The sequence below is a fragment of the Pseudomonas machongensis genome (assembly GCF_034961125.1).
Classification (GTDB): domain Bacteria; phylum Pseudomonadota; class Gammaproteobacteria; order Pseudomonadales; family Pseudomonadaceae; genus Aquipseudomonas; species Aquipseudomonas machongensis.
In genome coordinates this window covers 19,326-44,284 of sequence record NZ_JAYFUI010000034.1, presented here as the reverse complement: position 1 = coordinate 44,284, position 24,959 = coordinate 19,326, and the positions used below count along the sequence as shown (strand labels likewise).

Genomic DNA, 24,959 nt, shown 5'->3' with positions numbered 1-24,959 from the left:
GGACTGAGCGATGACTGAGTTTTCCCGCCGGGTCTTTCTCGGCAACAGCCTGGCGGTCGGCGGTGGCCTGTTGCTTGGCGGCAGCCTGCTCGGCGGTTGCGATGCCGGCCAGCCAGCGACGATTGGTGGCGCACTGCCGGGTACCCCGGTACGCGGCGGTCGCCTGCGGGTCGGGATCATCGACGGTGACCAGGCCGGCAATCTCGACGCGCACAAGCCGGTGGGCGGTGGGATCATTCGCGGCTGGGCGCTCTACGCCAAGTTCTGGGAATGGAACCCCGATGTCAGCACGCGCCTGGCCCTGGCCGAGTTCGCCGAGCCCAATCGCGATGCCAGTGCCTGGACCATCCGCCTGAAGCCGGGGCTGGAGTTCCACCACGGCAAGAGCATCACCGCCGACGACATGCTGTTCTCGATCCTGCGCCTGACCGACCCGAAGCTGGCCTCGCCCTATGCCGGGCTGGTCGGTGCCATCGACCGCTATGCGTTGCGCAAGGTCGACGAGCGCACCCTTGAAATCCGTTTCAAGGGCGGCCAGAGCTTCTACCCGCTGGATGAAACCCTGATCAGCTTTGGCGGCATCGTGCCCACCGACTATCACCCGGTCACCAATCCGGTGGGCGCCGGGCCCTATCGGCTCAAGCGCTTCATCCCCGGGCAACGCTCGCTCTACACCCGCTTCGAGAACTACTACAAGCCCGAGCGCCCCTACACCGATGAACTGGAGATCATCGAATTCAAGGACCAGGTCTCGCGCGCCGCCGCGCTGCGCGCCGGGCAGATCGACGTCGCCAGCGGCGTGCAGGCCGAACACAGCGCATTGCTCAAGGCCGACCCGCGCCTGCGCCTGTATGTGTCGCCCACCACCTCGTTCAGTGGCTTCAACCTCAACCTGGCCAAGGCGCCGTTGCAGGATGTGCGCGTGCGCCAGGCTCTGCGCTTGCTCGCCGATCGTCAGGAACTGGTGGCCCGCGGGCTCAACGGCTTCGGTCGAGTGGCCAACGATCTGTATGCGCCGCACGATCCTACCTACAACCATGACCTGCCCCAGCGCCCGTACGATCTGGATCAGGCCCGCGCACTGCTGCGCCAGGCCGGCCACAGCGACCTGCGCCTTGAGCTGACCACGCCTGCAGGCTCTGGGGTGAATGCCGCCTTGGTGTTCGCGCAGCAGGCGCAGAAGGCGGGGGTGCAGGTCAAGGTCACCCAGGTCGATGGCTCGGTGTTCAATGGGCCGCAGCGCGAGCACTGGCAATTGTCGCCAGGCTCGACGCCAGCGCGCGGTTTTCTGGCCTCGGCGCTGCACAACGATGCGCCGCAGGCGATCTACAACCGCAGCAACTTCCACGATCCGCGCTTCAGCGAACTGTTCGGGCAGGCCTTGGCCGAGCCAGACCTTGCCCGACGCAAGGCCCTGGTGCACGAGGCCCAGGCGATCCAGCACGCGCGCGGTGGCCTGCTGATCTGGGGCTTCAGTGATGTGCTCGATGCCGCCAGCGCACAGGTCGGCGGGCTCACCCCGGAACAGACCACCTTCGCCTCCTGGCGCTTCGACGAGTTGTGGTTGAACCATGCCTGATCCTCATCACTGCACACCGCGCACGCCGGCCTGGCTGTCGTGGTTCATCGGCCGCCTGGGCTACGGCCTGCTCACCGCCTGGGTCATCAGCCTGGTGGTGTTCATTGCCACCCAGGCGCTGCCCTCGGACCCGGCGCGGGTGATCCTCGGCCCGGACGCGCCACTGGAAAGTATCCTCACCCTGCAGCGGCAACTGGGGCTGGACCAGCCGATCCTGGTGCAATACCTGCGCTGGCTCGGCGCCGCACTACGCGGCGACCTGGGCATTTCGCTGGACTCCCAGGTGCCGGTGGCCGACCTGTTGTTCGGCCGCCTCGGCCACACCCTGGCGCTGTTGGCCGGTGTGCTCGCGCTGGTGGTGCCGCTGGCGCTGCTACTGGGCGTGACCCTGGCGCTGCGGCGCGACAGCCGCCTGGACCGCTTCGGCCTGTCGGCGCTGATCCTGTTCAAGGCCACGCCCGGATTTCTCCTGGCCATCGGCCTGGTGCTGCTGTTCTCCATGCCCGGCATGGGCTGGCTGCCGGCGGTGTCGATCCTTGATCCGCAGCGGCCATTGTGGGCGCAACTGCAGTACCTGGTGCTGCCGGTCATTGCCCTGGGGCTTTCGGCCTTGCCCTACCTGACGCGCATGGTGCGTGCCGCGATGATCGAAGCGCTGGAGTCGGACTATGTGATCGCTGCGCGCCTGCGCGGCATTCCCGAGCGGCGCATCGTCTGGCGGCATACCTTGCCCAACGCGCTGACACCAGCGATCCAGGGCGTGGCCCTGACCCTGCGCACCTTGGTTGGCGGTGCGCTGCTGGCCGAGGTGATCTTCAGCTATCCCGGAATCGGCACGGCACTCAATGCGGCGATCCAGATGCGCGACCTGCCGATGATCCAGGGCATCGTCCTGGTCATCACCCTGGCGGTGGTGCTGATCAACCTGCTCGCAGACCTGTTCACCGTGCTGCTGACCCCCAAGCTGCGCACCGCGCGCCGGGTGCGGATGATCCGGCGCAACCGCCGCGGCATCCTGCCCTGGTGGCGCCGCTCGCGCAGCGTACCTGCCCAGGAGGCGAACCATGATTGATACCCCTTGGCATGCCGATCGGCAGATCCGTCGTGGTGCCCTCATCACTTTGCTGGTGGCCGGGTTGGCGCTGCTGGGGCCCTGGCTCGCACCGCATGCACCGACGGCCATGGTCGGTCCGGTGTACGGCCCACCGGCGGCCGGTGCGCCGCTGGGCCATGATTTCCTGGGGCATGACCTGCTCTCGCGGCTACTCAGCGGTGGGCTGTCGGTCCTGTGGATGTCAGTGGCGGCTGCGACCCTCGCGCTGCTGGCCGGTGGCAGCCTGGGCCTGTTGGCGGGTTTTTCGCGGCGACGCCTGGACCAGGCGATCAGTTGGGCGGCGGATGTTTCGCTGGCATTTCCCGACCTGATCCTGGTGCTGCTGATCGTGTCGATGCTGGGGCGTGCGCCTTGGCTGATCGTGCTCACCGTGGCCATCGCCTTCACCCCTGGGGTGATTCGCCTGGCGCGCGGCAGCGCGGTGGCGGTGGCCGGGCAGGAGTTCGTCGAGGCGGCGCAGATGATGGGCTATTCGCGCTGGCGCATCCTGTTCAGGGAGATCCTGCCGAACATTCTCACGCCGCTGCTGGTGCATTTCGGCAACATGCTGACCTGGGCCGTGGGCATGCTCTCGGGGCTGGGTTTTCTCGGTTACGGCGTGGCACCACCGGCCGCCGACTGGGGCCTGATGATCAACGAAAACCAGGCCGGCCTGCTGGTGCAGCCCTGGGCCGTGCTGGCCCCGGCGTTGCTGATCGGCGTGTTCGCCTATGGCACCAATATCCTGGCCGAAGGCATTGGTCGCGCCAGTGCGCGGATCGGGGAGAAACAACCATGAATGCGGTCGTGCAGAGCGTCGCCGAAGTGCTGCGGGTCAGCGACCTGCGGGTGGAACTGGCCGGTCGGGTGGAGGTGCTGTCGGGCGTGTCGTTCAGCCTGGCAGCAGGGGAGATCGTCGGGCTGGTCGGCGAATCCGGTTCGGGCAAGACCACCCTGGCGACGGCCTTGCTGCGTCATGCCCGCCAGGGCGCGCGGATCGTTGCCGGGCGTGTCGAGGTCGCCGGTCACTCGCTGCTGGAGCTCGAAGGCGAGGCATTGCGCCTGGCTCGTGGTGGGCTGGTCGGCTATGTTGCCCAGGACCCGGCCACGGCCTTGAACCCGGCGCTGCGCATCGGTGCGCTGCTACGCGAAACCGTGCTGGCCCATCAGCCGCGCCTGGCCCGCGAGGCCCTGCAACAGCGCATCGCCACGACGCTCGAGGAGGTCGGGCTGCCGTCTGACGCCGCATTCCTGCGCCGTTTCCCGCACCAGCTGTCCGGCGGGCAGCAACAACGGGTGATGCTGGCCCTGGCGTTCGTCCTGCGGCCGCGCTTGATCGTGCTCGACGAGCCGACCACGGCGCTGGACGTCACTACCCAGGCCCATGTGCTCGGCACCCTCAAAGACCTGTGCCGCAGCCACGGCGTGGCGGCGCTGTACGTCACCCATGACCTGGCCGTGGTGCGCGACCTGGTGGACCGGGTGATGGTCATGTATGCCGGGCGCCTGGTCGAGATCGCCGCGCGCGAGGCGTTGTTCGCCGCGCCAGCCCATCCCTATACGCGTGCGTTGCTCGGGGCGATCCCGGATGTTGCCCGGCGTCAGCCGCTGCAAGCCATCGGCGGTCATGCCCCGGCACCCGGGCAGAGGTCCGAGGGTTGTGCCTTCGCGCCCCGTTGTGCACGGCGGCAGGCGCAATGCAGGGTGCTGGAGCCCGCGCTGGTGCGCCTGGGCCGCGAGCAGCAGGTGGCCTGCCTGGTGCCGCATCAAGAGCCGCTGGTATTGATCGATAGCGCGGCGGGCGAGGGGCAGCTCGAAGCGCTCACTGCGGCGCCGCTGCTCGAGGTACAGGGTCTGGACGTGGCGTACGACCGCCAGGTGCTGTTCGACGTTGCGCTGCAGGTGGGGCAGGGCGAGTGCCTGGCATTGGTCGGTGAGTCCGGCTCGGGCAAGACCAGCCTGGCACGGGCCATTGCCGGGCTTGGCGAGAACGTGCAGGGGCACCTGCGCTACGCCGGACAGCCGCTGCCCTTTGCCGCCCGCCAGCGTGATGCCGGGTTGCGCCATCAGATCCAGTACATCTTCCAGAACCCCTACCGGGCGTTGAATCCTCGGCAGACGGTGTTGCAGACCCTGAGCGCGCCGTTGGCGCATTTCTTCGGTATTCGCGGCGACGAGGCCAGACGTCGGGTCGAGGCGGTGCTCGAGCGGGTATCGCTGCCGGCACGGGTGGCTGGCCTGTATCCGCACAGCCTTTCGGGCGGCGAGCGCCAGCGCGTGGCGATTGCCCGGGCGCTGGTGTGCGAACCTCGGCTGCTGGTGTGCGACGAGATCACCTCGGCGCTGGATGTGTCGGTACAGGCGTCGATCCTGGCGCTGCTGCGGCGTTTGCAGGGCGAGGGGCTGACCGTGCTGTTCGTCACCCACGACCTGGGCGTGGTGCGTGCGATTGCCGACCGGGTGCTGGTGTTGAATCGGGGCAGGGTGGTGGAGCAGGGCGCAGTGGACGCGGTGTTCGAGCGACCTCAGCAGGGGTACACCCAGACATTGCTCGCACATTCGCCGCGCTTGCACCCGTGACCTGCCGCGGTACCGGCGCACCTCTGTCGTAGCGGACTGCAGGAAAAAATCATCGAGCGCGGAATTATTTAGTGTCCATTTGTATCTGACCCCATAGGGCCCGTTGCCACCATTGCTTTGGCAGCGTGGCCGAAAACTGTTCGCCCGCCCGATCTGCCCCGGGGACAGCGGATTGTCACGACAGGTCAGCTACAGAGTAAGCACTTATGAAATCACGCAAGAGAGTCAAGCCGATCGGCTTGAAAGACATCACCATCGTCGACGACGCCAAGATGCGCAAGGCGATCACTGCCGCAGCGCTCGGCAACGCCATGGAGTGGTTCGACTTCGGCGTCTACGGCTTCGTCGCCTATGCGTTGGGCAAGGTGTTCTTCCCCAACGCCTCGCCCAGCGTGCAGATGATCGCGGCCCTGGCAACCTTCTCGGTCCCTTTCCTGATCCGCCCGCTGGGAGGGCTGTTCTTCGGCGCCCTGGGTGATCGCTATGGCCGCCAGAAAGTCCTGGCGGCGACCATCGTCATCATGTCGCTGAGCACCTTCGCCATCGGGCTGATACCGTCCTATGCCTCGATCGGCATCTGGGCGCCGATCCTGCTGTTGCTGGCCAAGATGGCCCAGGGCTTCTCGGTCGGCGGCGAATACACCGGTGCCTCGATCTTCGTCGCCGAATACGCCCCTGACCGCAAGCGCGGCTTCCTCGGCAGTTGGCTGGACTTCGGCTCGATCGCAGGCTTCGTGCTCGGTGCCGGCATGGTGGTGATGATCTCGGCCATCGTCGGCGAGGAAAAATTCCTCGACTGGGGCTGGCGCCTGCCGTTCCTCGTCGCGTTGCCGTTGGGCATCATCGGCCTTTACCTGCGCCACGCCCTGGAGGAGACGCCAGCCTTCCAGCAGCATGTCGACAAGCTCGAGCAGGGTGATCGCGAAGGCCTGGCCTCGGGGCCGAAGGTGTCGTTCAAGGAGGTCGCCACCAAGCACTGGCGCAGCCTGCTGACCTGCATCGGTGTGGTGATCGCGACCAACGTCACCTACTACATGCTGCTCACCTACATGCCCAGCTATCTGTCGCACAACCTGCACTACAGCGAAGACCACGGCGTGCTGATCATCATTGCGATCATGGTCGGCATGCTGTTCGTGCAGCCGGTGATCGGCTTCCTCAGCGACAAGGTCGGGCGTCGTCCTTTCATCGTGGTGGGCAGCGTCGGCCTGTTCGTCCTGGCGATCCCGGCGTTCATGCTGATCAACAGCGGCAGCCTCGGGGTGATCTTTGCCGGGCTGCTGATCCTGGCGGTGCTGCTGAACTTCTTCATCGGCGTGATGGCCTCGACCCTGCCAGCGATGTTCCCCACTCACATCCGCTACAGCGCGCTGGCCAGCGCCTTCAACATCTCGGTGCTGATCGCCGGCCTCACCCCGACCATCGCCGCCTGGTTGGTCGAAAGCACCGACAACCTGTACATGCCGGCCTACTACCTGATGGTCATCGCCGTGATCGGCCTGCTCACCGGGCTGACCATGAAAGAGACCGCCAACAAGCCCCTGCGCGGAGCGGCGCCTGCGGCCTCGGACCTGGAAGAAGCCAAGGAACTGCTGCAGGAGCACCACGACACCATCGAGCAGAAGATCGAGGACATCGACGAGCAGATCGCCGAGCTCGAGGCCAAGCGCAAAGTGCTGGTGCAGCAGCATCCGCGGATCGAATGAGGCCCCGCGCGAAGCCGTACGCGCGTGGGCTTATTAAGGTGATACGAAAGCGTTTCATGCGATGATGGCCAGCCGCCTCTAGCCAGACACCTCGGGCGCAGGGCGGCTGCCTTCGACCAACCATGGATGATCATCGTGTTCAAACCGCTACTCCCTCTCGCCCTGGGCGCCCTGTTCCTGGGCGGCTGTGCCGGCCACGCGCCGAGCAAGGACAAGGTTTCCCTGCGCACCGACAAGGGTGCGATCGTCGGTATCTGGGCGATGCTGCCGCTCAAGAGTGGCATCGCCAACGTCGCCGAATACAAGGCCGATGGCAAGGTGCTGCTGCACCCGTTCAACTGCGCCGAGCCCAAGACCCAGGCCGTCGAGGTTTCCGACTACAAGGTGGCGCAGGACGGCAGTTCGATCCACATTCAGTCCGAGGCGCGTGCGTTCGATCTGGAGGTGTTGGGTTTTGCCCCGACGGCCATGATGTTGAGCATGCCGGTCGCCGATACCCAGCTCACCTTCCTCTACCGCAAGGTCGACCAGGTGGCGCCGCTGTGTGACCTGTACGTCGATGTCATGGGTGAGGCGGCGCGGCGAACGCCGTTCCAGGCGAGTGACTTCGCCCCGGCGCCGGCAGTGCCAGCAGGCCATGCGGGGCTCGAACGCTATATCGGCAGGTGGGCGAGCAAGGCCGGCGCGGTGCAGATCGAGGTCGTTCGTGACGCCAGTGGCGTCTACCTCTATCACCGCCCGGACGAGAACTGGCGCTACCTGTACAACAACGTGCGCTGGACGGGCGATGCCCTGGCCTTCAACAGCTACGCCTACACCGAGAAGCCGGCGCTGTTCCGCCATCCCTATCACAAGACCAATACGCCCATGACCCTGGAACCGCTGGAAAACGGCCAGGCGCGCCTGACCTACCTGATCGACGGCAAGCGCTTCGACAGCCTGCTGCACAGGGCCAAGGACTGAGCCGAGCCCAGCAGAGACGGGCTTGCGTCATGGCGGCTCGTCCCTGCCGGGATATGGAATCTAAATTAATTTGCATATTAGGTTATTCCTAAAATCAATTTAATTTATCTATCGCGACTCGGTACAGTCAGTGCTCCAACGCACGTATCTTCCCGAGGAGCTCCATGCCGTTCCGTTCCCGCCTACTGTTGATTGCCGCCAGCCTGCTGCTGGCAACCCAGGCCTTTGCCGCCGAGCGCCTCACGCTGCGCGTCGGTGACCAGAAGGGCAACATGCGCGCCCAGCTCGAGGCTGCCGATGCACTGCGCGACCTGCCCTACCACATCCACTGGGCCGAGTTTCCGGCCGCCGCGCCACTTGCCGAGGCGCTCAACGCAGGCGCCATCGATGCAGGCATCATCGGCGATGCCCCACTGCTGTTCGTGCTCGCCTCCGGGGCGCCGGTCAAGGCCATCGCGGTGGACAAGTCCGACCCCTACGGCACCGCGGTGCTGGTGCGCCCGGAGTCGCCCCTGCGCAGTGGCGCCGACCTCAAGGGCAAACGCATCGCCACCGGCCGCGGGTCGATCGGCCACCACATCGCGCTCAAGGCTCTGGAGCAGGCCGGCCTGAGTGAGAAGGACGTGGAGTTTCGCTTTCTAGGGCCGGTGGACGCCAAGATCGCCCTGGCCAACGGCTCGGTGGACGCCTGGGCGACCTGGGAGCCTTACACTGCGCTGGCCGAGACCGGCGGGCAGGGCAGGGTGCTGGTGAACGGTCGCGGCTTGTCCAGCGGCAACAGCTTCCTGGCGGTCACCGACCAGGCGCTGCAAGACCCTGCGCGACACGCGGCCTTGCAGGACTATCTCAAGCGCCTGGCTGGCGCCCAGGTGTGGGCCAACCAGCACCTGGACAGCTATTCCAAGTCCCTCGCGGCGATCATCGGTTTTCCCGAAGAGGCCGCGCGGTTGCAGTTCGAGCGGCGCAAGCTGCACTGGCAAGGCATCGATGAGCACACCGTGACCCAACAGCAGGAGACCGCCGACTTCTACCATGCCCATGGCCTGATGACCCAACGGCTGGACGTTACCCCAACCTTTGCCAAGGGTTTCAGCGTACCTGCCGACTGAGGCACGCGGCGAGGTTCACACCCCGCGGGTCAGCCCGCCATCGACCTTGATGTTCTGCCCGGTGATGTAGGCCGCACCTTCGCTGGCCAGGAAGGCGATGGTCGCGGCGATTTCCTCGCTCTTGCCGTAGCGCTTGAGCGGCACGCTGTCGCGGCGTTGCTCGGTGGCCGGCAGGCTGTCGATCCAGCCGGGCAGAACGTTGTTGATCCGCACGTTATCCTTGGCGTAGGTGTCGGCGAAGATCTTGCTGAACGCTGCAAGGCCGGCACGGAACACGGCCGAGGTCGGGAACAGGTCGCTGGGCTCGAACGCCCAGGCGGTGGAGATGTTGATGATCACGCCACCTTGCTGTTTCTGCATGGTCGGGGTGACCAGGCGGGTCGGGCGGATGACATTGAGCAGATAAGTGTCCATGCCCTTGTGCCAGTCGTCGTCGCTGATCTCCAGGATCGGCGCACGCGGGCCGTGGCCTGCGCTGTTGACCAGCACATCGATGCGCCCCCATTTCTCCAGCACGGTGTCGACCAGGCGTTGCAGGTCGTCGTTGGACTGGTTGCTGCCGGTCACGCCGATGCCGCCCAGTTCGCGGGCCAGCGCCTCGCCCTTGCCCGATGAAGACAGGATTGCCACCTTGAACCCGTCTGCGGCCAGGCGCCGCGCCGCCGCTGCACCCATGCCGCTACCGCCGGCGGTAATGATCGCTACTTTTTCTACTGACATGTGACCTCCAATGCAATGCTTGGCTGATGTGAGGGGGTCAGCCTAGCACCGGTGCACCGCTGGCAGGGAGGCAGCAGGGGTTTGTCGATTCAGTAGAAAATCTATTGCCTCAGAGGGCTTCCACCTGCTCCAGCAGCCAGCCGCGAACCACGTCCAGTGCGGTCGGTGTGCTGCCCTTGCGGGGCCAGACCAGGTAGAAGTGCTTGTCCATCTCCAGCGCCTGCTCGAATACCTGCACCAGCCGTCCGGCCTGCAGGTCTTCCTGCACGAACAGTTCGCTGGACAGCGCCAGCCCTTGCCCGGCCACGGCGGCCTCGATGGCCAGCGAGGTCTGGTTGAAGCGTACGTTCTTCGGCATCGGCTGGGGCGGCTGGCCGAACAGCTGGGTGATGAATTCAGGCCAGAAATTATGCGCATCGTGCAGCAGCAGGAAATGCTGCAACTGCTCGAGGCTGTGCGGCTTACCCCACTGCGCCAGCAGTGCGGGGCTGGCCACCGCGACCACCCGCTGCCTGAGCAGCAGTTCGGTGTTGAGCCCTGCGCCGAAGGGCGGGTGGCCGTAGCGCACGGCAAGGTCCACGCCGTCGGCCTGGAAGCGCGACAGGCGATCGGTGGCCAGCACCCGCAGGTCGATCTCGCCATGGGCCTCGGTGAAGGAACTCAGCCGTGGGATCAGCCATTTCGAGGCGAAGGTCGGGGTGACGCTGACGGTGAGGTGACGGTTGTCCGGGCGCAGCGCCGCAGTGGCTTCGCCGATCAGGGCCAAGGCGTTGCGGATACTGTGGCTGTAGCCCAGCCCCGCATCGGTCAGGCGCAGGCCACGTGGCAAGCGTTCGAACAGCCTGATGCCCAGGCTCGCCTCCAGCCCCCGTACCTGCTGGGCCACGGCTGCCTGGGTGACACCCAGCTCCTCGGCCGCCAAGCGGAAATTCAGGTGACGCGAGACAACCTCGAACACGCGCAGGGCATTGAGTGGGGGGAGGGCGGTCGGGCCTTCGGTCATGATCGTGCCTGCTGGTGGAGATCGCTGGAGGATAACAGTTTGCGCCGCCGGCTCTGTTGCAGGATCGGTGTAACCGGTACCCTCGACGGCCCATCGTTTTCAGGACCATGCCCATGTCTCGAGGTGCCGTGATTGCAGCCGGGCTGCTGCTGTTCGCCAGTGTTCGGGTGTTCGCCGAGCCGCCCACCGTGATGCAGCGCTACGCCTGCAGCGCTTGCCACCAATTGGATGCGCGGGCCGTGGGTCCGTCCTGGCGAGAGATTGCTGCGCGTTATCGCGACGGCAGCAAGGACGCCGGGCAGTTGGTGCAAAGCGTCCGACAGGGCAGCCGGGGGCAATGGGGAGTGGTGCCGATGCCGCCACAGTTGCAAGCCCGCGAGGAAGATTTGCAGGCCATTACCCAGTGGATTCTCGAACAGCATTGAATGCTGGGTTCACTATCCTGAAATTCGCAATGGATCATCCTGATCTGTCCTGCTTATCGCGACGGACCTGAACGCATAACCTGTGCTTCACCGACATCCGGCGAGGCCGTCAGCCCATGCAGCAAGTCCCTGTCTCACGTGCCCTCGCGGCACGCCTGCTCCGCCACTTCCCGGGCCAGTGCGAGAAACGCGGTCATGCCTGCCGAGGGATTGCGCCGCCCGGCGTAGTACAGGCACAGCCCCGGCAACGGTGGCGTCCAGTCGTCCAGCACACGCACCAGGCGCCCGGCCGCGATGTCCTCGCGCACGTCCTGTTCCATGAAGTAGCCAAGGCCCACGCCAGCCATGACGGCAGTACGTGCCAGGCTGGCCTCGTCCAGAGTGATGGGGCCCTGTACGTCGATCTGCTGCGCGCTGTTGCCGTTGGCGAAGCGCCAGCGGAACAGCGCGCCATCCGGCAGGCGCACGCGGACGCAACTGTGGCGCTGCAGGTCGGCCGGCAGCCTTGGCGTTCCCCGCGCGGCCAGGTAGGCGGCGGAGGCGACCACGGCATAGCGCTGCGGCCGGCCGAGGGAAAGGCTGATCATGTCGCTGGGCACCAGGTCGGCGACTCGCACGCCCAGGTCGAAACCATCGGCGACGATGTCCACCAGGCGCCCCTCGGTGACCAGGTCCACCTGCATCTGCGGATAGCGCCGCAAGAACTCCAGTACCAGCGGCCCGATGATCTCGCGTGCGGCGAAGGCCGCAGCGTTGATGCGCAGCATGCCACTGGGCTGATCGCGCTGGGCGCGCACCACTTCCAGGGCGCCTTGCACATCGCCCAGCGCCGGGCGCGGTCGGCCAGGGCCATGATTTCGCGCATGGCACGGCCAAAGTCACGGGCCTCGTAGGCTTCGGCGATCGAGGGTGCGGCGGCAAGGAAGGCTTCGGTCAGCTCCGGTGCGGCGTCGCCAGCAACCATTACGCCTTCATTGCCCTTGTGGATGAAGCCTGCGCAGCGGCTGGCAATGTTGACCACCTTGCCGACCAGGTCGGAGTTGACCTTCTGCACGAAGTCCTCGAGGTTCAAGTCGAGATCGTCGACCCCACGGCCCAGCTTGGCTGCGTAGTAGTAACGCAGGTACTCGGGCTGCAGGTGGTCGAGGTAGGTGCGCGCCTTGATGAAGGTGCCGCGAGACTTGGACATCTTCGCGCCGTTGACGGTCAGGTAGCCGTGCACGTTGACGGCAGTCGGCTTGCGGAAACCTGCACCTTCGAGCATGGCGGGCCAGAAGAGGGCGTGGAAGTTGACGATGTCCTTGCCGATGAAGTGATACAGCTCGGCTTTGGAGTCTGCGTTCCAGAACGCGTCGAAGCCCGCCAGCCCGAAGGAGGTGGCCAACGTCATCGGCTTCGTGGCCTCGCCAGCAGCTGCGGCGGTGACCGGCACCGAGTTCGTGGTGGATGGCGGGACCGTCCCTACCGCTTGAACCGCGTTACGAGGCGGTCCACACGGCCAGTTCGTAGCCGTCCGGGTCGATGAAGTGGAAGCGCCGGCCGCCAGGGAAGGCGAAGGTGGCGCGGCTGATGCGCGCGCCTGCTGCTTCTGCACGTCGCTGGGTGGCTTCAAGGTCGTCGGCGTAGAGGATGACCAGCGGGCCACCGGGTCGTACCGCTTCGCCGGTGGTGAAACCGCCGCTCAGGCGGCCGTCGGAGAACTCGGTATAGGTGGGGCCGTAGTCGGTGAAGGTCCAGCCGAACACTGCGCCATAGAACGCCTTGCTGCGATCGATGTCGGTGACGTTGAACTCGATGTTGTCGATCTGTCGATCCTGCCCGCGAATACCCATGTGGCCTCCTTGCGTGATGGAGCGCGCAGTCTAGCGCATCAGCGCAAGCGCAGGGGCTTGATCACGGTCTCTCCCAGCGTATCGCCGGCTCACCTGCTCGTGGCTTGCCCAAGCTCCAGGGCCTGCAACGATCGTCCACGGACGATATACTCCGCGGCCTCATGTCGTCCCCCGGAGAACCCCATGCGGCAGGCTTTGCTTATCGTCGATGTCCAGTCCACCTTCAGCCCTCCTGAGTGGCTGATCGACGGAATCCGCGCGTTGGCCGCGAAACTCCCCGCCATCGCCTCGGTCGAGTTGCACGACGAGCAGGTCACGCCGTTCCAGCAGCAGCTTGGCTGGCATCCGGCGCGCGAGGACGAGAGCCTGATCGAGGCAGACGAAGTGTTCGTCAAGCACGGCTACGGGCAGACCGCCGAGGCCATCGACTACCTCACGCGACTGGGGGTGGAGCGCGTGCTGGTCTGCGGCTTGCAGACCGAAACCTGCGTACTGGCCGCCGGCTTTGCGCTGTTCGATGCCGGGCTGAACCCGACCTTGATCACTGACCTGACGGTGGGCTCTTCACTGGACCGCTCGGGCAAGCTGGGTATCGAGCTGTGGACCCATCACTTTCGCCAGGTGACCACGGTGGCGCAGGTGGTCGAGGGGCTGCAAGGCTGAAGGGGCTGCACGCCAGCCCCTTGCGCCTACACCACCGCGATCAGGTCAATCTCCACCGCGGCATTCTTCGGCAACTGATACACCCCCACCGAAGTGCGGGTATGCTTGCCGGCCTCGCCCAGCACTTCATGCAGGATCGCCGAGGCGCCGTTGGCCACTTCGCTCTGCTGGGTGAAGTCTGCCGTCGACTGCACGAATACATTGATCCGCGCGATACCCTTGACCGCGTCCAGCGAGCCCAGGCTTTCGCTCAGCAGCTTCAGGCAGCGCAGGGTGCTGATCTTGGCGGCAGTCTGCGCCTCGGCGAGGCTGACGTCCTCGCCCACCCGCCCCGGGTGCACCACGGTGTCGTTGACCCGCGGGATTTGCCCACTGATGTACACCTGGTCGCCCAAGTGCAGCACCGGCACGTAGTCGCCGCCGATCTTCAGCGGGCCATCGAACGAATAGCCCAGTGTCTGCAGAGCGGCTTCATAGCGGTCGTGTCTGGACATCGGTAGTGCTCCCTGTGTGCTCGAGGCGATGGCCAAGCCTAATCAAACGCCCGCGTGCCGACCAGTGGCTCAACCCTCCCAGCGCTTGAAAATCACGCTGGCATTGACGCCGCCGAAACCGAAGCCGTTGGACAGCGCGTATTCGGTATCCAGGGGCCGCGGCTGGCCTGCGGCAATGTCCAGTCCGGCGGCTGCGGGGTCAGGCTCGACCAGGTTGAGCGTGGCCGGCGCCTGTTGGTCGCGCAGAGCAAGCACGGTGAAGATCGCCTCGATTCCGCCGGCGGCGCCCAGCAAGTGGCCGGTGGCAGACTTGGTCGCGCTGATCACCGGTGAGGGCACGTCGGCGAACACCGCCTTGATCGCTGCCAGCTCGCCCTTGTCGCCCACCGGGGTCGAGGTGGCATGGGCATTGAGATGGCCGACCTGTTGTGCACGGATACCGGCCTGGCACAGGGCCAGGGTCATGGCGCGTCGCGCGCCGTCGCCGTCTTCCGGCCCCGAGGTGATGTGATAGGCGTCGGCGCTGGTGCCGTAGCCCACCAGCTCGGCCAGCGGCGTGGCGCCGCGTGCCAGTGCATGCTGCAGTTCTTCGATCACCAGCAGGCCGGCGCCTTCGCCCATGACGAAGCCGTCGCGGCGGGTGTCGAACGGGCGCGAGGCCTGTTCCGGATGCTCGTTGAAATCGCTCGACAAGGCCCGCGCGGCGGCAAAGCCGGCCAGGCTGACACGATGAATGGCCGCCTCTGCGCCGCCGCACAGCGCCACGTCCGCTTCACCGGCCAGGATCATTCGCGCGGCGTCGCCAATCGCCTGCACCCCGGCCGCGCACGCGGTGACCGGAGTACCCAGTGGGCCTTTGAGCCCGTGGGCGATCGACACCTGGCCGGCGGCCAGGTTGCCGAGGAAGGAGGGAATGGTGAAGGGTGACAACTTGCGTGGGCCTTTGCTGTCGGTGGTGCGCACGGCCTCGGCAATGGCCGGGAAGCCGCCCACGCCGGTACCGATGATGGTTGCCGTGCGTTCCTGCTGTTCGGCGCTTTGCGGTTGCCAGCCGGCCTGCGCCAGAGCCTCCTGTGCGGCGCCCAGGGCGAACAGGATGAAACGATCGACCTTGCGCTGCTCTTTGGCTGGCAGTACGCGGTCCGGATCGAAGCCGGCCTCGCTGTCCTGCTGCAGGTCCGGCACCTGGCCGCCGATGCGCACTGCCAGGTCGCCGATCAGCGATTCCGGCAACTGCGCGATGCCCGAGCGGCCCGCCAGCAGGCGTTCCCAGACCCGCTCCACGCCACACCCCAGCGGTGTGACCGCTCCCATTCCGGTAACGACGATACGCTTGTTCATGAAGGTCTCACTCCTATGGAGGTTTGCTACTATTCAGCTGAAGAGACGTTACTATCATTATAGAAGTAACATCCAGCCCGAATATTTCACAAACCCGTGGTGAGCCTGCCCGATGCAACGCAAGACGCTTGTGGATTCCGAATGCCCTATCGCCCTGAGCCTTGAACACGTGGGGGAGTGGTGGAGCCTGTTGATCATGCGCGATGCCTTGCAGGGCCTGAGCCGCTTCGACGATTTCGCCAAAAGCCTGGAGATCGCTCCGAGCATGTTGACCCGCAGGCTCAATGCGCTGGTGGAGGCCGGCCTGCTCGAACGTCATGCCTACAGCACCCGGCCCCTGCGCCATGAATACCTGCCCAGCGCACGGGGGCGCGACCTGCAGGGTGTGCTCTATGCGCTGATCGCCTGGGGCAATCGGCATTTTGCGCCTGAGGCCATCAGTGTGCAGGTGGTGGAAAAGGGCACGGGCAAGGCCTTGCAGCCGATGATGGTTGAAGTGGAATCCGGGCGCGTGGTGCCCTGGTCGGCGTGCGAACTGGTGCAGGGGCCTGGCGCCAGCGAGGGGATGCGGGCGCGGCTGCAGCGCAGTCGCGAGGGCTGATCAGCCGCGCAGGGCGGGTGCCTGGCGCAGGCCGTCGCCGGCCACTTCCACCTGGTCGGCACGCAGGATCGCAGCGCGCTGATGTTCGTATTCCTGTTGCGACAGGCCTCGGCGTTGCAGCGCCTCGAGCTGTAACTGGCGGGTTTCCTCGGCGGTATAAGGGCGTTGTTCGGGATGGCTGGCACAGCCGGCAAGTGCGGCGATACCAAGGGCGGCCAGGGCAGCGAGCAGCAGGCGGGCGGTGGCGTTCATCGGCGGGTTTCCTGGTTCGAGGAGTCGTCTAGCGAGTCGTTGAACACAGGTTATCGAGCACGGCCGCCGGGCAGAAATCGTCGTGCTCGATAGTCACTATCGATGAACGCGCCTGGCTCAGATCACCCGCGCACTGTGCAGGGCTTCCAGCGCCTGGCCGCGCAAACGAGCCAGGCGTTCGTCCTGGCGCTCGCGCGGGTAGCCGAGGCCGACCCTCAGCTCGCGGCAGACAGTGCCCGGCCGGTTGCCGATCACCAGCACGCGGTCGCTCAGGTACAGCGCCTCGTCCACGTCATGGGTGACCACCAGCAAGGCGATGCGGTGGCGGCGTGCGAGGTCCAGCAACAGGTCCTGCAGCTTGAAGCGGGTAAAGGCATCCACGGCGCTGAACGGCTCGTCGAGCAACAGCAGTTGTGGTTGGCCGTACAGCCCGCGGGCAATGGCCACGCGCTGGGCCATGCCGCCGGACAGCGCCTTGGGCAGCGCATCGGCGAAGCCGCCCAGGCCCACCTCGTCGATCAGGCCGTTGACCCGGGCACGGTCGTAGCGCCGGTCCTCACTGAAGCCGATATTGTCGGCCACGCTCAACCAGGGCATCAGGCGCGGCTCCTGGAACACGAAACCGACCTGTTCCGGGCGTTGCTGCAGATGGCCAACGAAGTCGCGGTCCAGTTGCGCCACCAGGCGCAGCAGGGTGCTTTTGCCGCAACCACTGGGGCCCAGCAGGCTGACGATCTCGCCGGGTTGCAGTTGCAGCTCGACCGCCCCCAGTACCGCAGTGGCGCCGAATGCCTTGTGCTCGACGCGCAGGTCGAGCAAGGGTGCAGGCGTCGGTGCGGCAACGCGCAAGGGTTGGTTCATGGATTCAGGCTCCTCGGTCCGTGCCGTCGAAGGTGTCGCGCCAGTTCAGCCAGCGCTGTTCCAGCCCGGCCAACAGGCCATCGCTGAGTTTGCCGAGCAGGGCCAGGACAATGATCGCCGCGAGCACCAGGTCCGGTCGTGAAGTCTCCCGGCCGTCGCTGAGCAAATAACCCAGGCCGCGAGTGGCGGCGATCAGCTCGGCGGCGACGAGAAACATCCAGCTCAGGCTCAGGGCGCTGCGCAGACCGGTGAATACGCCGGGTATCGCGGCCGGCAGCAGGATGCGCCGGGCCAGGCGCAATGGGCCGAAGCCATACATGCGCCCGACCTCGACCAGCTTGCGGTCGATGTTGCGGATCGCGGCCACGCCGTTCAGGTACACCGGGAAGAACGCGCCGATGGCGATCAGTGTCACCTTGGAGGTCTCGCCGATGCCCAGCCACAGCAGCAACAGCGGCACCCAGGCCAGGCTCGGGATCGCCCTCAGGCTGGCGAAAGTCGGTTCCAGCCACGCCTCGGCTTCACGGCTCAGGCCCACCCAGGCGGCGAACAGCAGCCCCAGGGCGGCGCCGATGGCAAAGCCGGCCAACACCCGCGACAGGCTGGCACCGATGTGTTTCCACAGCGCGCCGTCGGCCAGTTGCACCAGGGTCTGCGCCACTTCGCTGGGGGCGGGCATCTGGTAGGAGGCGATCCAGCCCAGGCGCACGACGGCCTCCAGCAGCAGGATGATCGCCAGAGGCAGCGCCAGGCCCTTGAGCCGACGTGGCCAGGGCGAGGCGGCAGTGGCGGGCGCCGGCGCGCTCACGCTGCGAGTGTGCGTGGAGAGGCTCATCGCTCGATGCTGGCCTTGCCGAAGGACGGGTCGATCAGCTGGTCGATCACGGCGTTGACGTCGGCGCCACGCTTGACCAGCTCCTCCGACACCAGGATCGGCGCCGCGGCCTTGGAGGCTGCTACGTCCTGTTCGGTCAGTTGTGGCGCCGAGAGGTCGGTACGCGACAGCTGCAGCTTGGCCACATCCAGCGGGAGCTTGGATTCATCGGCCAACAGGCGGGCGAACTCGTCCGGGTGTGCGACTGCCCAGTGGCGTGCCTGCTCGTACGCCTTGATCACCGTGGCGATGGTTTGTGGATGCTGCTTGGCGAAGGTCTCGGTGACACTGACCACGCCATAGCTGTTGAAGTCCTTGTTGCGGTACAGCAGGCGTGAGCCGGCTTGCAGTTCGCTGGCGGCCATGTGCGGGTCGAGGCCGGCCCAGGCATCGACATCGCCTTTCTCCAGTGCGGTGCGGCCATCGGGGTGCTGCAGGTGCAAGAGCTCGACGTCGTCCTTTTTCAGCCCGGCCTTTTCCAGTGCACGCAGGGTGAACAGGTACGGGTCGGTACCTTTTGTGGCGGCGATCTTCTTGCCCTTGAGGTCGTCAAGTGTCTTCAGCGGCGAGTCCTTGGCCACCACCAGCGCGGTCCATTCGGCGCGGCTGTAGACGTACACCGACTTGATCGGGCTGCCGTTGGCCCGGGCCAGCACCGCCGAGAGGCTGGCCGAAGAGCCGAAGTCGGCACCGCCGCTGTTGAGGTATTCCAGCGAGCGGTTGCTGCCCTGGCTGAACACCCAGGTGACCTTGGAGTCAGGCAGGGCTTTTTCCAACCACCCGAAATGCTTGAGCACCAGGCTTACGGGGGAGTAGTAGGCGTAGTCCAGGCGGACTTCCTTGGGCGCGGTTTCGGCGTGAGCGACAGGATTGAAGGCCAGGGCAACGAGGCCGGCAATAGACAGCGACTTCAGGGCGCTGGGCAGGGCTTGGGCAAACAGACGCATGGGGCGATCCAGTCGAGAAGAGGGATCAGGAGCGGTTGCAGGCAGCGTGCCATCTCGCCAGGCCCTGGTTTTGCGCAGGTGGGCGCGTAAACCGGGGCTGACAGCTGTGCTGAGTCGGGCAAAGTGTTGCCCTGCTGTTGCAGGGCGAACAGTTGAAGGGGCAGCAGGTCAGCGCTGCGCGCCGGCAGGCCGGATGGCCACGGAGACAGCGAAGGTGCTGATCGGCCATGTTGAGCCATGGCCTTGGCGGCCGAAGCCTTTGCCCGCGCCACGTCTGCCGAGGTCCAAGGGCCGGGAGGCACGGTGCGTGGGGACTACGCGATCAATCTGGGGTTGGGGTATCACTGGTAATGTCGGGGGCGCGCCAATACCACAGCGGTTCGTCACCAACATGCACATGCTTGTGCTTGGCGGCCTCGAACGGCGTGTCCAGTGTTGCCAGTGCCACGGAAACCCAATCACTGAACGCGCCTTGTGAGCGCGACCAGAACAGTGTCGATCCGCATCGGCCACAGAACTCGCGCAGTACCGAGGCCGATGAGGCATAGGCGCTGATATCCGTGGCCCCGCTCGATATCCGCAAGGCCTCCCGCGGCACACTGCCGTAGGAGGCGAACATCGCCCCGTGCGCCTTGCGGCATTGACCGCAATGGCAATGGCTCACGGCCTTGGGACGTACCAGCAGTTCATAGGTGATCGCTGAACACAGGCAGCTTCCTTTGTACACTTCGGCCATACCCGCATCCACCATCCTTGAAAAGTCCTTTGCTTGACGGCATGCGGCCGTTATCAGGCCATTGTGTCATTTCTCGTCCAGCCGTGGCGGCGATGGCGTTCAATCGACGTTCTGCAAGTAACAGGGGTATTCGCGTTTTTGTCGCCGAGCCTGCTCCAGGTCAATCCGTACGACCTGCAACAAACCGTGGTCGTCAGCCTTGGCGGCGACGGTCAGGGGCTGGCCAGAGGGGGAGTACGCCATGCCGTGGCCGCCAAAGCGCTGGCCCTGTGCAGCCTGCCCGGTGCGGTTGGCGCTGATGACGTAGGCGCCGGAAACGTTCGCGGCCACAGCACAGCCTACAGGGTCTGACCGTTATGGCCAGCAGGGCGGTGAACAATAGTCGCAGGCGCAGCCGAACGGGTTCGGTGATGGCATGATGCGCCGACGAATGGCATCTTGCAGCTACCATTGCTGGCAGCTGACGGTTTCTGGTCCAGACTGTGTTAAGCCTGTCGCTGTTCATGTCGCCTGTCGGTCAGTCATCGCTTTTTCCCTGCTGTTCTATTCAGACGAGGGCCATCAATGATCGAGCGCCGTTCCTGTCGGGCCTTGCTGCTGTCGCTGACCTTCGCGGTATTGCCGCAGGTGGCGCTGGCGGTCGATGACTGCACGCGCCTGACCGCCACCGGCAACCCCGAGTATCCACCTTACCTGTGGCGTGACCCGCAGGACCCGCAGCACCTCGTCGGGGCCAATGCCGATCTGCTCAAGTACCTGGCAGATGAGCTGGGGCTGGATGTTGAAGTGAAATATTCCGGGCCCTGGGGACGCGCCCAGGAAGAAGTGCGTACCGGGCGGGTCGATCTTCTGGCGGGCTACTTCCTGACCCGCGCGCGGCAGAACGAGGTGAACTTCATCGAGCCGCCGTTCCTGCACACCCCAAGCGTGGTCTGGGTGCGCAGCGACAGCGCTTTCGCCTATAAAGGCTGGGACGATCTGCGCGGGCTCAAGGGTGGGGTACTGGTCAACAACAGCCATGGCGAGCAGTTCGACGAGTTCGCCCGGACCAACCTCAACCTGGAGGCAGTGCCCGGCGCCAGGCAGGCGTTCGAGAAGCTGCTGCACAAGCGTAGCGACTATGTGATCTTCGAGCAGTTTCCAGGCATGGCCCTGGCGCGCGTGCTGAAGGTCGACGAGCAGGTGCAGGTGCTCGAGCCTCCGGTGTCCAGCGAGGGGCTGTACCTGGCGATGTCCCACGACTCGCCGTGCAACCGGCCGCAGTTGCGCGAGCAACTGGCCGCGAAGATGAGGGAGATCGTGTCCAGCGATTTGCCGCAGCGCCTGGTTGCACGAAACCTGGCGCTTTGGCGCCAGCAGCAGGAGAACGTGGCAGCGCCTTGATCAGGGCGGTGTGGCTGCGGCAAGACTTCCCAGCGAAAAACCCGGATAATGGCGCCCATTTCGTTTTACGCGCTGGTGTGCCCGCATGGAAATCAAGGTCAATTTTCTCGACAATCTCCGACTTGAAGCCAAGTTCGACGACTTCACGGTGATCGCCGATCAGCCCATTCGCTACAAGGGCGATGGCTCGGCGCCTGGTCCGTTCGACTACTTCCTGGCTTCCTCGGCGCTGTGCGCGGCGTACTTCGTCAAGCTCTACTGCCAGACCCGCGACATCCCCACCGAAAACATTCGCCTGTCGCAGAACAACATCGTCGACCCGGAAAACCGCTACAACCAGATCTTCAAGATCCAGGTCGAGCTGCCCGAGGATATCAGCGAGAAGGACCGCCAGGGCATCCTGCGCTCCATCGACCGTTGCACCGTGAAGAAAGTGGTGCAGACCGGCCCTGAGTTCATCATCGAGGAGGTCGACAACCTCGACGCCGATGCCCAGGCGCTGCTGATGCCGGTGTCCGACACCACCACCTACATTCCCGGCAAGGACCTGCCGCTGGAGCAGACCATCGCCAACATGTCGGCGATCCTGGCCGATCTGGGGATGAAGATCGAGATCGCCTCCTGGCGCAACATCGTGCCCAACGTCTGGTCGCTGCACGTGCGCGACGCGCAGTCGCCGATGTGCTTCACCAACGGCAAGGGCGCGACCAAGGAAGCTGCGCTGGCCTCGGCACTGGGCGAGTTCATCGAGCGCCTGAACTGCAACTTCTTCTATAACGATCAGTACTGGGGCGAGGACATCGCCAACGCACCGTTCGTGCACTACCCGAACGAGCAGTGGTTCATGCCTGGCCCGAAGGACGCGCTGCCGCAGGAGATCCTCGACGAGTACTGCCTGGAGATCTTCAACCCCGATGGCGAACTGCGCGGCTCGCACCTGTACGACACCAACTCGGGCAACAAGGCCCGGGGCATCTGCTCGCTGCCGTTCGTGCGCCAGTCCGACGGGCAGACGGTGTATTTCCCGTCCAACCTGATCGAAAACCTCTACCTGAGCAACGGCATGAGCGCCGGCAACACCCTGGCCGAAGCCCAGGTGCAGTGCCTGTCGGAAATCTTCGAGCGGGCGGTCAAGCGCGAAATCCTCGAAGGCGAACTGTGCCTGCCGGACGTGCCGCAGGACGTGCTGGCCAAGTACCCGGGCATCGTCGCCGGTATCCAGGGGCTGGAGCAGCAGGGCTTCCCGGTGCTGGTCAAGGATGCCTCGCTGGGCGGCGAGTTTCCGGTGATGTGCGTGACCCTGATGAACCCGCGCACCGGCGGGGTGTTCGCCTCGTTCGGCGCGCATCCAAGCTTTGAAGTGGCGCTGGAGCGCAGTCTCACCGAATTGCTCCAGGGTCGCAGTTTCGAGGGTTTGAACGATCTGCCGCAACCGACCTTCGAAAGCCATGCGTTGACCGAGCCGAACAACTTCGTCGAGCATTTCATCGACTCCAGCGGCGTAGTGTCGTGGCGCTTCTTCAGTGCCAAGGCCGACTTCGAGTTCGTCGAGTGGGACTTCTCGGGCCAGGGCGAAGACTCCAACGAGCAGGAGGCGCAGACGCTGTTCGGCATTCTGGAAGGGCTGGGCAAGGAGGCGTACATGGCGGTATACGACGACCTCGGTGCCACCGCTTGCCGCATCCTGGTGCCGGGCTATTCGGAAATCTACCCAGTCGAGGACCTGATCTGGGACAACACCAACCGCGCGCTGGGGTTCCGTGCCGACATCCTCAACCTGCACAACCTCGACAGCCGCTCGCTGAAGTTGTTGTACAAGCGCCTGGAACAGGTCGAGGTGGACGAATACACCACCATCACCACGCTGATCGGCGTCGAGTTCGACGACAACACGGTGTGGGGCCAGCTGACCATCCTCGAGCTCAAACTGCTGATCCAACTGGCGCTGCAGCGTTTCGAGGAGGCCAAGGAACTGGTGGAGATGTTCCTGCAGTTCAACGACAACACCGTCGAGCGCGGGCTGTTCTACCAGGCGCTGAACGTGGTGCTGGAAGTGGTGCTGGACGACGAGCTGGAGATGGACGACTACGTCTCCAACTTCCGGCGCATGTTCGGCAATGAGCGCATGGACGCGGCACTCGGCTCGGTGGACGGCAGCGTGCGCTTCTACGGGCTGACCCCAACCAGCCTGAAACTTGAAGGTCTGGACCGCCACCTGCGTCTGGTCGAGAGCTACAAGAAGCTGCATGCGGCGCGAGCCCGGGCGGCGGGCTGAGGCCCGCTTCAGCCCAAGAGAGGGTACGTAGCTACCCTCTCGCCTATTTTTTTGTACCAATCCCCTCAGCCATGTGTCCATTTGGCTGAACTTGGCGTCAGATTTGCCTGTCCATCATGTAACAAAACTGTCATATATCCGTGACAAGTGTGACGAGCTAATCCGATGCCGCTGACAACCCCTCCCGCCAAACACAGAGCGACGATCATCTGCTTCGACAAAGGAAGGGTCTTGCTCGTGCGCAAGAAAGGCGGCAAATGGAACTTCCCGGGCGGCGTCATCGAGCGAGGCGAACAGCCGCATGAGGCGGCAGCCCGAGAGTTGCATGAGGAAACCGGTCTGAGCGACCACGGTTTGCTGCATCTGTGCACCTTGGAAGTGGCCGGGGTTCTCCATTACATCTTCACCACCCACCTTCACCCCGGCGATCGCCCATGTGCGCGCAGAGAAATTGCCGCGTGTACATGGATCGAGCGCCGTGGGCTGGCGCGTGCGCCGCTCAATCCAGCGGCTGAGGCGTTGCTCGCCTGCCAGATTCCGGCGCTGTCGGCCTGGGCAGCCTGATACCGAACACCGCTTGGCTTGGCGATGGTAGCCGAGACTTGTGACGGGGCCCGCATTACTGCATCTTCACCGTTCATTTCTGTAGGAGGTATCCCATGGACTGGAATGACCTGCGCGTCTTCCTGGCGATTGCCCGCAGCGGCTCGCTCGGGGCGGCCGCCAAGCAGTTGGGCGTCAGTCATCCCACCGTAGGTCGGCGCCTGCAGGTGCTCGAACAGAGCAACGGTCATGCTTTTTTCCGTCGCACCAGCGAGGGCCTGGTACTCACCGCGGCCGGGGAGAGCATTCTTGACCTGGCCGAAGACATGGAACGCAGCGCCTTGGCCATCGAACGGCGTATCGCCGGAGTAGGCGAACAGCCTGAGGGCTTGCTGCGCATCGCCTGTGCAGACTGGTTCGCAGGATTCGTGCTGGCGCCTGTACTGCACGAGTTGCATCGCCGCTATCCGTTGATCGTGGCCGAGGTGATCCCCAGCCATCGATTGTTCGACCTGGCGCGCCGGGATGCCGAAATTGCTTTTCGCATCGTCCCGTTCACCGAGCCGGACATCGTTCAGCGTCGGCTCATGACCCTGCACTATGGGCTGTACCAGGCCGAGCACCAAGCCTTCGATCCCGGCGAGGGCGGTGAGGCGCTCGGTCTTGTCACCATGAATACGGCCCAATCCCATTACCCTGACGTCCACTGGTTGCAGTCGCACTTCCCCAAGGCGCGGACTGTATTCACCAGCAGTAGCCGCAGTGTGCAGGCGCGGCTATGTGCATCAGGGCTGGGTGTTGCAGTGCTGCCGCGAGCGATCGGCGACCAGTCGCCGTTGCTGCGCCGGCTGGATATCGGCGAGCCGCCACCAGACCGTGAGATCTGGATGGGCTATCACCAGGACATGCGCCAGATGGACCGGCTGCGGGCATTGGCCGATCTGGTGGTGGAGATGCTTGGCGATGCTGGGTGAGTGCA

The 24,959-nt window shown here is 65.2% G+C and carries 27 protein-coding genes and 1 pseudogene; 15 read left to right on the top strand and 13 right to left on the bottom strand.

Features of this window, described 5'->3' with window-relative positions:
• Nucleotides 1-10: 10 nt before the first annotated feature.
• The 7 genes from VA602_RS01400 to VA602_RS01370 all read left to right on the top strand — a co-directional run bounded on the left by VA602_RS01400 (nt 11) and on the right by VA602_RS01370 (nt 9,030).
• Nucleotides 11-1,579 carry an ABC transporter substrate-binding protein gene (locus VA602_RS01400; protein ID WP_323452277.1) on the top strand — a complete coding sequence of 523 codons (1,569 nt, stop codon included), beginning with the start codon at nt 11-13 and terminating at the stop codon, nt 1,577-1,579.
• Complete coding sequence (locus VA602_RS01395) at nt 1,572-2,651, top strand: ABC transporter permease (RefSeq protein WP_323452276.1); 1,080 nt, start codon at nt 1,572-1,574, stop codon at nt 2,649-2,651. The genes VA602_RS01400 and VA602_RS01395 overlap by 8 nt, the downstream gene beginning before the upstream one ends.
• Nucleotides 2,644-3,471, top strand: a complete 828-nt coding sequence (locus tag VA602_RS01390; RefSeq protein ID WP_054891482.1) for an ABC transporter permease — start codon at nt 2,644-2,646, stop codon at nt 3,469-3,471. The genes VA602_RS01395 and VA602_RS01390 overlap by 8 nt, the downstream gene beginning before the upstream one ends.
• Nucleotides 3,468-5,252 carry an ABC transporter ATP-binding protein gene (locus VA602_RS01385; protein WP_323452275.1) on the top strand — a complete coding sequence of 595 codons (1,785 nt, stop codon included), beginning with the start codon at nt 3,468-3,470 and terminating at the stop codon, nt 5,250-5,252. The genes VA602_RS01390 and VA602_RS01385 overlap by 4 nt, the downstream gene beginning before the upstream one ends.
• 206 nt (nt 5,253-5,458) lie before the next feature.
• Nucleotides 5,459-6,958, top strand: a complete 1,500-nt coding sequence (gene proP / locus VA602_RS01380) for a glycine betaine/L-proline transporter ProP (protein WP_323452274.1) — start codon at nt 5,459-5,461, stop codon at nt 6,956-6,958.
• Between the two features lie 126 nt (nt 6,959-7,084).
• Nucleotides 7,085-7,921 (top strand): hypothetical protein, encoded by an 837-nt coding sequence (locus tag VA602_RS01375; RefSeq protein WP_407682489.1) that lies wholly within the window; start codon nt 7,085-7,087, stop codon nt 7,919-7,921.
• Nucleotides 7,922-8,085: 164 nt separating this feature from the next.
• Complete coding sequence (locus tag VA602_RS01370; RefSeq protein WP_323452272.1) at nt 8,086-9,030, top strand: ABC transporter substrate-binding protein; 945 nt, start codon at nt 8,086-8,088, stop codon at nt 9,028-9,030.
• A 15-nt stretch (nt 9,031-9,045) separates the two neighbouring features.
• Here the strand turns inward: VA602_RS01370 and VA602_RS01365 are convergent, their stop codons facing one another.
• Together VA602_RS01365 and VA602_RS01360 are read right to left on the bottom strand one after the other, a co-directional pair.
• Nucleotides 9,046-9,750: an SDR family oxidoreductase gene (locus tag VA602_RS01365; RefSeq protein ID WP_054891477.1), complete on the bottom strand. Its 705-nt coding sequence runs from the start codon at nt 9,748-9,750 to the stop codon at nt 9,046-9,048.
• Nucleotides 9,751-9,859: 109 nt separating this feature from the next.
• Entirely contained in the window at nt 9,860-10,753 is an 894-nt protein-coding gene (locus tag VA602_RS01360) for a LysR substrate-binding domain-containing protein (RefSeq protein ID WP_153773890.1), read from the bottom strand.
• 113 nt (nt 10,754-10,866) lie between these two features.
• On the opposite strand from VA602_RS01360, the gene VA602_RS01355 reads away from it, so the two are divergent.
• Nucleotides 10,867-11,178 carry a c-type cytochrome gene (locus tag VA602_RS01355; protein WP_323452271.1) on the top strand — a complete coding sequence of 104 codons (312 nt, stop codon included), beginning with the start codon at nt 10,867-10,869 and terminating at the stop codon, nt 11,176-11,178.
• Between the two features lie 134 nt (nt 11,179-11,312).
• Here the strand turns inward: VA602_RS01355 and VA602_RS01350 are convergent, their stop codons facing one another.
• Complete coding sequence (locus VA602_RS01350) at nt 11,313-11,945, bottom strand: LysR substrate-binding domain-containing protein (protein WP_323452270.1); 633 nt, start codon at nt 11,943-11,945, stop codon at nt 11,313-11,315.
• 35 nt (nt 11,946-11,980) lie between these two features.
• Nucleotides 11,981-12,535, bottom strand: a pseudogene (locus VA602_RS01345) (class I tRNA ligase family protein); the annotation flags it as partial.
• 19 nt (nt 12,536-12,554) lie between these two features.
• Between VA602_RS01345 and VA602_RS01340 the strand changes: the two are divergent.
• On the top strand, nt 12,555-12,650 hold the full coding sequence (locus VA602_RS01340) for a hypothetical protein (protein WP_323452269.1): 96 nt from the start codon (nt 12,555-12,557) through the stop codon (nt 12,648-12,650).
• A 6-nt stretch (nt 12,651-12,656) separates the two neighbouring features.
• Here the strand turns inward: VA602_RS01340 and VA602_RS01335 are convergent, their stop codons facing one another.
• Nucleotides 12,657-13,010: a VOC family protein gene (locus VA602_RS01335; protein ID WP_323452268.1), complete on the bottom strand. Its 354-nt coding sequence runs from the start codon at nt 13,008-13,010 to the stop codon at nt 12,657-12,659.
• Between the two features lie 183 nt (nt 13,011-13,193).
• Between VA602_RS01335 and VA602_RS01330 the strand changes: the two genes are divergently transcribed.
• Nucleotides 13,194-13,673, top strand: a complete 480-nt coding sequence (locus VA602_RS01330) for an isochorismatase family protein (protein ID WP_323452267.1) — start codon at nt 13,194-13,196, stop codon at nt 13,671-13,673.
• Between the two features lie 26 nt (nt 13,674-13,699).
• Here the strand turns inward: VA602_RS01330 and VA602_RS01325 are convergent, their stop codons facing one another.
• Both VA602_RS01325 and fabF read right to left on the bottom strand, forming a co-directional pair.
• Nucleotides 13,700-14,167, bottom strand: coding sequence for a RidA family protein (locus VA602_RS01325; RefSeq protein WP_323452266.1), 468 nt, complete (start codon nt 14,165-14,167; stop codon nt 13,700-13,702).
• Nucleotides 14,168-14,236: 69 nt separating this feature from the next.
• Complete coding sequence (gene fabF, locus VA602_RS01320; protein ID WP_323452265.1) at nt 14,237-15,508, bottom strand: beta-ketoacyl-ACP synthase II; 1,272 nt, start codon at nt 15,506-15,508, stop codon at nt 14,237-14,239.
• Nucleotides 15,509-15,620: 112 nt separating this feature from the next.
• Between fabF and VA602_RS01315 the strand changes: the two genes are divergently transcribed.
• Nucleotides 15,621-16,109, top strand: a complete 489-nt coding sequence (locus tag VA602_RS01315; protein WP_323452264.1) for a winged helix-turn-helix transcriptional regulator — start codon at nt 15,621-15,623, stop codon at nt 16,107-16,109.
• Here VA602_RS01315 and VA602_RS01310 read toward each other — a convergent pair whose 3' ends face one another.
• The 6 genes from VA602_RS01310 to VA602_RS01285 form a co-directional block, all read right to left on the bottom strand.
• Nucleotides 16,110-16,361: a hypothetical protein gene (locus tag VA602_RS01310; protein WP_054891461.1), complete on the bottom strand. Its 252-nt coding sequence runs from the start codon at nt 16,359-16,361 to the stop codon at nt 16,110-16,112.
• Between the two features lie 117 nt (nt 16,362-16,478).
• The gene (locus VA602_RS01305; protein ID WP_054891460.1) at nt 16,479-17,222 is read right to left on the bottom strand and encodes an ABC transporter ATP-binding protein; all 744 of its coding nucleotides are present in this window, start codon (nt 17,220-17,222) and stop codon (nt 16,479-16,481) included.
• Nucleotides 17,223-17,226: 4 nt separating this feature from the next.
• A complete protein-coding gene (locus tag VA602_RS01300) occupies nt 17,227-18,057 on the bottom strand; it encodes an ABC transporter permease (protein ID WP_153773882.1) in 831 nt (276 codons plus the stop codon).
• Nucleotides 18,054-19,043 carry an aliphatic sulfonate ABC transporter substrate-binding protein gene (locus tag VA602_RS01295; RefSeq protein WP_323452263.1) on the bottom strand — a complete coding sequence of 330 codons (990 nt, stop codon included), beginning with the start codon at nt 19,041-19,043 and terminating at the stop codon, nt 18,054-18,056. The genes VA602_RS01300 and VA602_RS01295 overlap by 4 nt, the downstream gene beginning before the upstream one ends.
• A gap of 322 nt (nt 19,044-19,365) precedes the next feature.
• Nucleotides 19,366-19,779 carry a GFA family protein gene (locus VA602_RS01290; RefSeq protein ID WP_125929690.1) on the bottom strand — a complete coding sequence of 138 codons (414 nt, stop codon included), beginning with the start codon at nt 19,777-19,779 and terminating at the stop codon, nt 19,366-19,368.
• A gap of 99 nt (nt 19,780-19,878) precedes the next feature.
• Nucleotides 19,879-20,109 carry a carbon-nitrogen hydrolase family protein gene (locus VA602_RS01285; protein WP_323452262.1) on the bottom strand — a complete coding sequence of 77 codons (231 nt, stop codon included), beginning with the start codon at nt 20,107-20,109 and terminating at the stop codon, nt 19,879-19,881.
• 234 nt (nt 20,110-20,343) lie between these two features.
• On the opposite strand from VA602_RS01285, the gene VA602_RS01280 reads away from it, so the two are divergent.
• From VA602_RS01280 to VA602_RS01265, 4 genes are all read left to right on the top strand, one after another.
• The gene (locus VA602_RS01280) at nt 20,344-21,162 is read left to right on the top strand and encodes a substrate-binding periplasmic protein (RefSeq protein ID WP_323452261.1); all 819 of its coding nucleotides are present in this window, start codon (nt 20,344-20,346) and stop codon (nt 21,160-21,162) included.
• A gap of 85 nt (nt 21,163-21,247) precedes the next feature.
• Nucleotides 21,248-23,437 (top strand): OsmC domain/YcaO domain-containing protein, encoded by a 2,190-nt coding sequence (locus tag VA602_RS01275; protein WP_125929693.1) that lies wholly within the window; start codon nt 21,248-21,250, stop codon nt 23,435-23,437.
• A gap of 165 nt (nt 23,438-23,602) precedes the next feature.
• Nucleotides 23,603-24,001: an NUDIX domain-containing protein gene (locus VA602_RS01270; protein ID WP_054891454.1), complete on the top strand. Its 399-nt coding sequence runs from the start codon at nt 23,603-23,605 to the stop codon at nt 23,999-24,001.
• Between the two features lie 95 nt (nt 24,002-24,096).
• Complete coding sequence (locus VA602_RS01265) at nt 24,097-24,954, top strand: LysR family transcriptional regulator (RefSeq protein ID WP_323452260.1); 858 nt, start codon at nt 24,097-24,099, stop codon at nt 24,952-24,954.
• Nucleotides 24,955-24,959: the final 5 nt, after the last annotated feature.

What these genes read in the sequence shown, in the direction of transcription:
- fabF (WP_323452265.1), bottom strand. Translation starts at nt 15,508, where the DNA reads ATGAACAAGCGTATCGTCGTTACCGGAATGGGAGCGGTCACACCGCTG.
- VA602_RS01280 (WP_323452261.1), top strand. Translation starts at nt 20,344, where the DNA reads ATGATCGAGCGCCGTTCCTGTCGGGCCTTGCTGCTGTCGCTGACCTTC.
- VA602_RS01325 (WP_323452266.1), bottom strand. Translation starts at nt 14,167, where the DNA reads ATGTCCAGACACGACCGCTATGAAGCCGCTCTGCAGACACTGGGCTAT.
- VA602_RS01275 (WP_125929693.1), top strand. Translation starts at nt 21,248, where the DNA reads ATGGAAATCAAGGTCAATTTTCTCGACAATCTCCGACTTGAAGCCAAG.
- VA602_RS01390 (WP_054891482.1), top strand. Translation starts at nt 2,644, where the DNA reads ATGATTGATACCCCTTGGCATGCCGATCGGCAGATCCGTCGTGGTGCC.
- VA602_RS01350 (WP_323452270.1), bottom strand. Translation starts at nt 11,945, where the DNA reads ATGCTGCGCATCAACGCTGCGGCCTTCGCCGCACGCGAGATCATCGGG.
- VA602_RS01395 (WP_323452276.1), top strand. Translation starts at nt 1,572, where the DNA reads ATGCCTGATCCTCATCACTGCACACCGCGCACGCCGGCCTGGCTGTCG.
- VA602_RS01270 (WP_054891454.1), top strand. Translation starts at nt 23,603, where the DNA reads ATGCCGCTGACAACCCCTCCCGCCAAACACAGAGCGACGATCATCTGC.
- VA602_RS01370 (WP_323452272.1), top strand. Translation starts at nt 8,086, where the DNA reads ATGCCGTTCCGTTCCCGCCTACTGTTGATTGCCGCCAGCCTGCTGCTG.
- VA602_RS01305 (WP_054891460.1), bottom strand. Translation starts at nt 17,222, where the DNA reads ATGAACCAACCCTTGCGCGTTGCCGCACCGACGCCTGCACCCTTGCTC.
- VA602_RS01385 (WP_323452275.1), top strand. Translation starts at nt 3,468, where the DNA reads ATGAATGCGGTCGTGCAGAGCGTCGCCGAAGTGCTGCGGGTCAGCGAC.
- VA602_RS01315 (WP_323452264.1), top strand. Translation starts at nt 15,621, where the DNA reads ATGCAACGCAAGACGCTTGTGGATTCCGAATGCCCTATCGCCCTGAGC.
- VA602_RS01290 (WP_125929690.1), bottom strand. Translation starts at nt 19,779, where the DNA reads ATGGCCGAAGTGTACAAAGGAAGCTGCCTGTGTTCAGCGATCACCTAT.
- VA602_RS01335 (WP_323452268.1), bottom strand. Translation starts at nt 13,010, where the DNA reads ATGGGTATTCGCGGGCAGGATCGACAGATCGACAACATCGAGTTCAAC.
- VA602_RS01300 (WP_153773882.1), bottom strand. Translation starts at nt 18,057, where the DNA reads ATGAGCCTCTCCACGCACACTCGCAGCGTGAGCGCGCCGGCGCCCGCC.
- VA602_RS01310 (WP_054891461.1), bottom strand. Translation starts at nt 16,361, where the DNA reads ATGAACGCCACCGCCCGCCTGCTGCTCGCTGCCCTGGCCGCCCTTGGT.
- VA602_RS01330 (WP_323452267.1), top strand. Translation starts at nt 13,194, where the DNA reads ATGCGGCAGGCTTTGCTTATCGTCGATGTCCAGTCCACCTTCAGCCCT.
- VA602_RS01265 (WP_323452260.1), top strand. Translation starts at nt 24,097, where the DNA reads ATGGACTGGAATGACCTGCGCGTCTTCCTGGCGATTGCCCGCAGCGGC.
- VA602_RS01360 (WP_153773890.1), bottom strand. Translation starts at nt 10,753, where the DNA reads ATGACCGAAGGCCCGACCGCCCTCCCCCCACTCAATGCCCTGCGCGTG.
- VA602_RS01400 (WP_323452277.1), top strand. Translation starts at nt 11, where the DNA reads ATGACTGAGTTTTCCCGCCGGGTCTTTCTCGGCAACAGCCTGGCGGTC.
- VA602_RS01365 (WP_054891477.1), bottom strand. Translation starts at nt 9,750, where the DNA reads ATGTCAGTAGAAAAAGTAGCGATCATTACCGCCGGCGGTAGCGGCATG.
- VA602_RS01355 (WP_323452271.1), top strand. Translation starts at nt 10,867, where the DNA reads ATGTCTCGAGGTGCCGTGATTGCAGCCGGGCTGCTGCTGTTCGCCAGT.
- proP (WP_323452274.1), top strand. Translation starts at nt 5,459, where the DNA reads ATGAAATCACGCAAGAGAGTCAAGCCGATCGGCTTGAAAGACATCACC.
- VA602_RS01295 (WP_323452263.1), bottom strand. Translation starts at nt 19,043, where the DNA reads ATGCGTCTGTTTGCCCAAGCCCTGCCCAGCGCCCTGAAGTCGCTGTCT.
- VA602_RS01375 (WP_407682489.1), top strand. Translation starts at nt 7,085, where the DNA reads ATGATCATCGTGTTCAAACCGCTACTCCCTCTCGCCCTGGGCGCCCTG.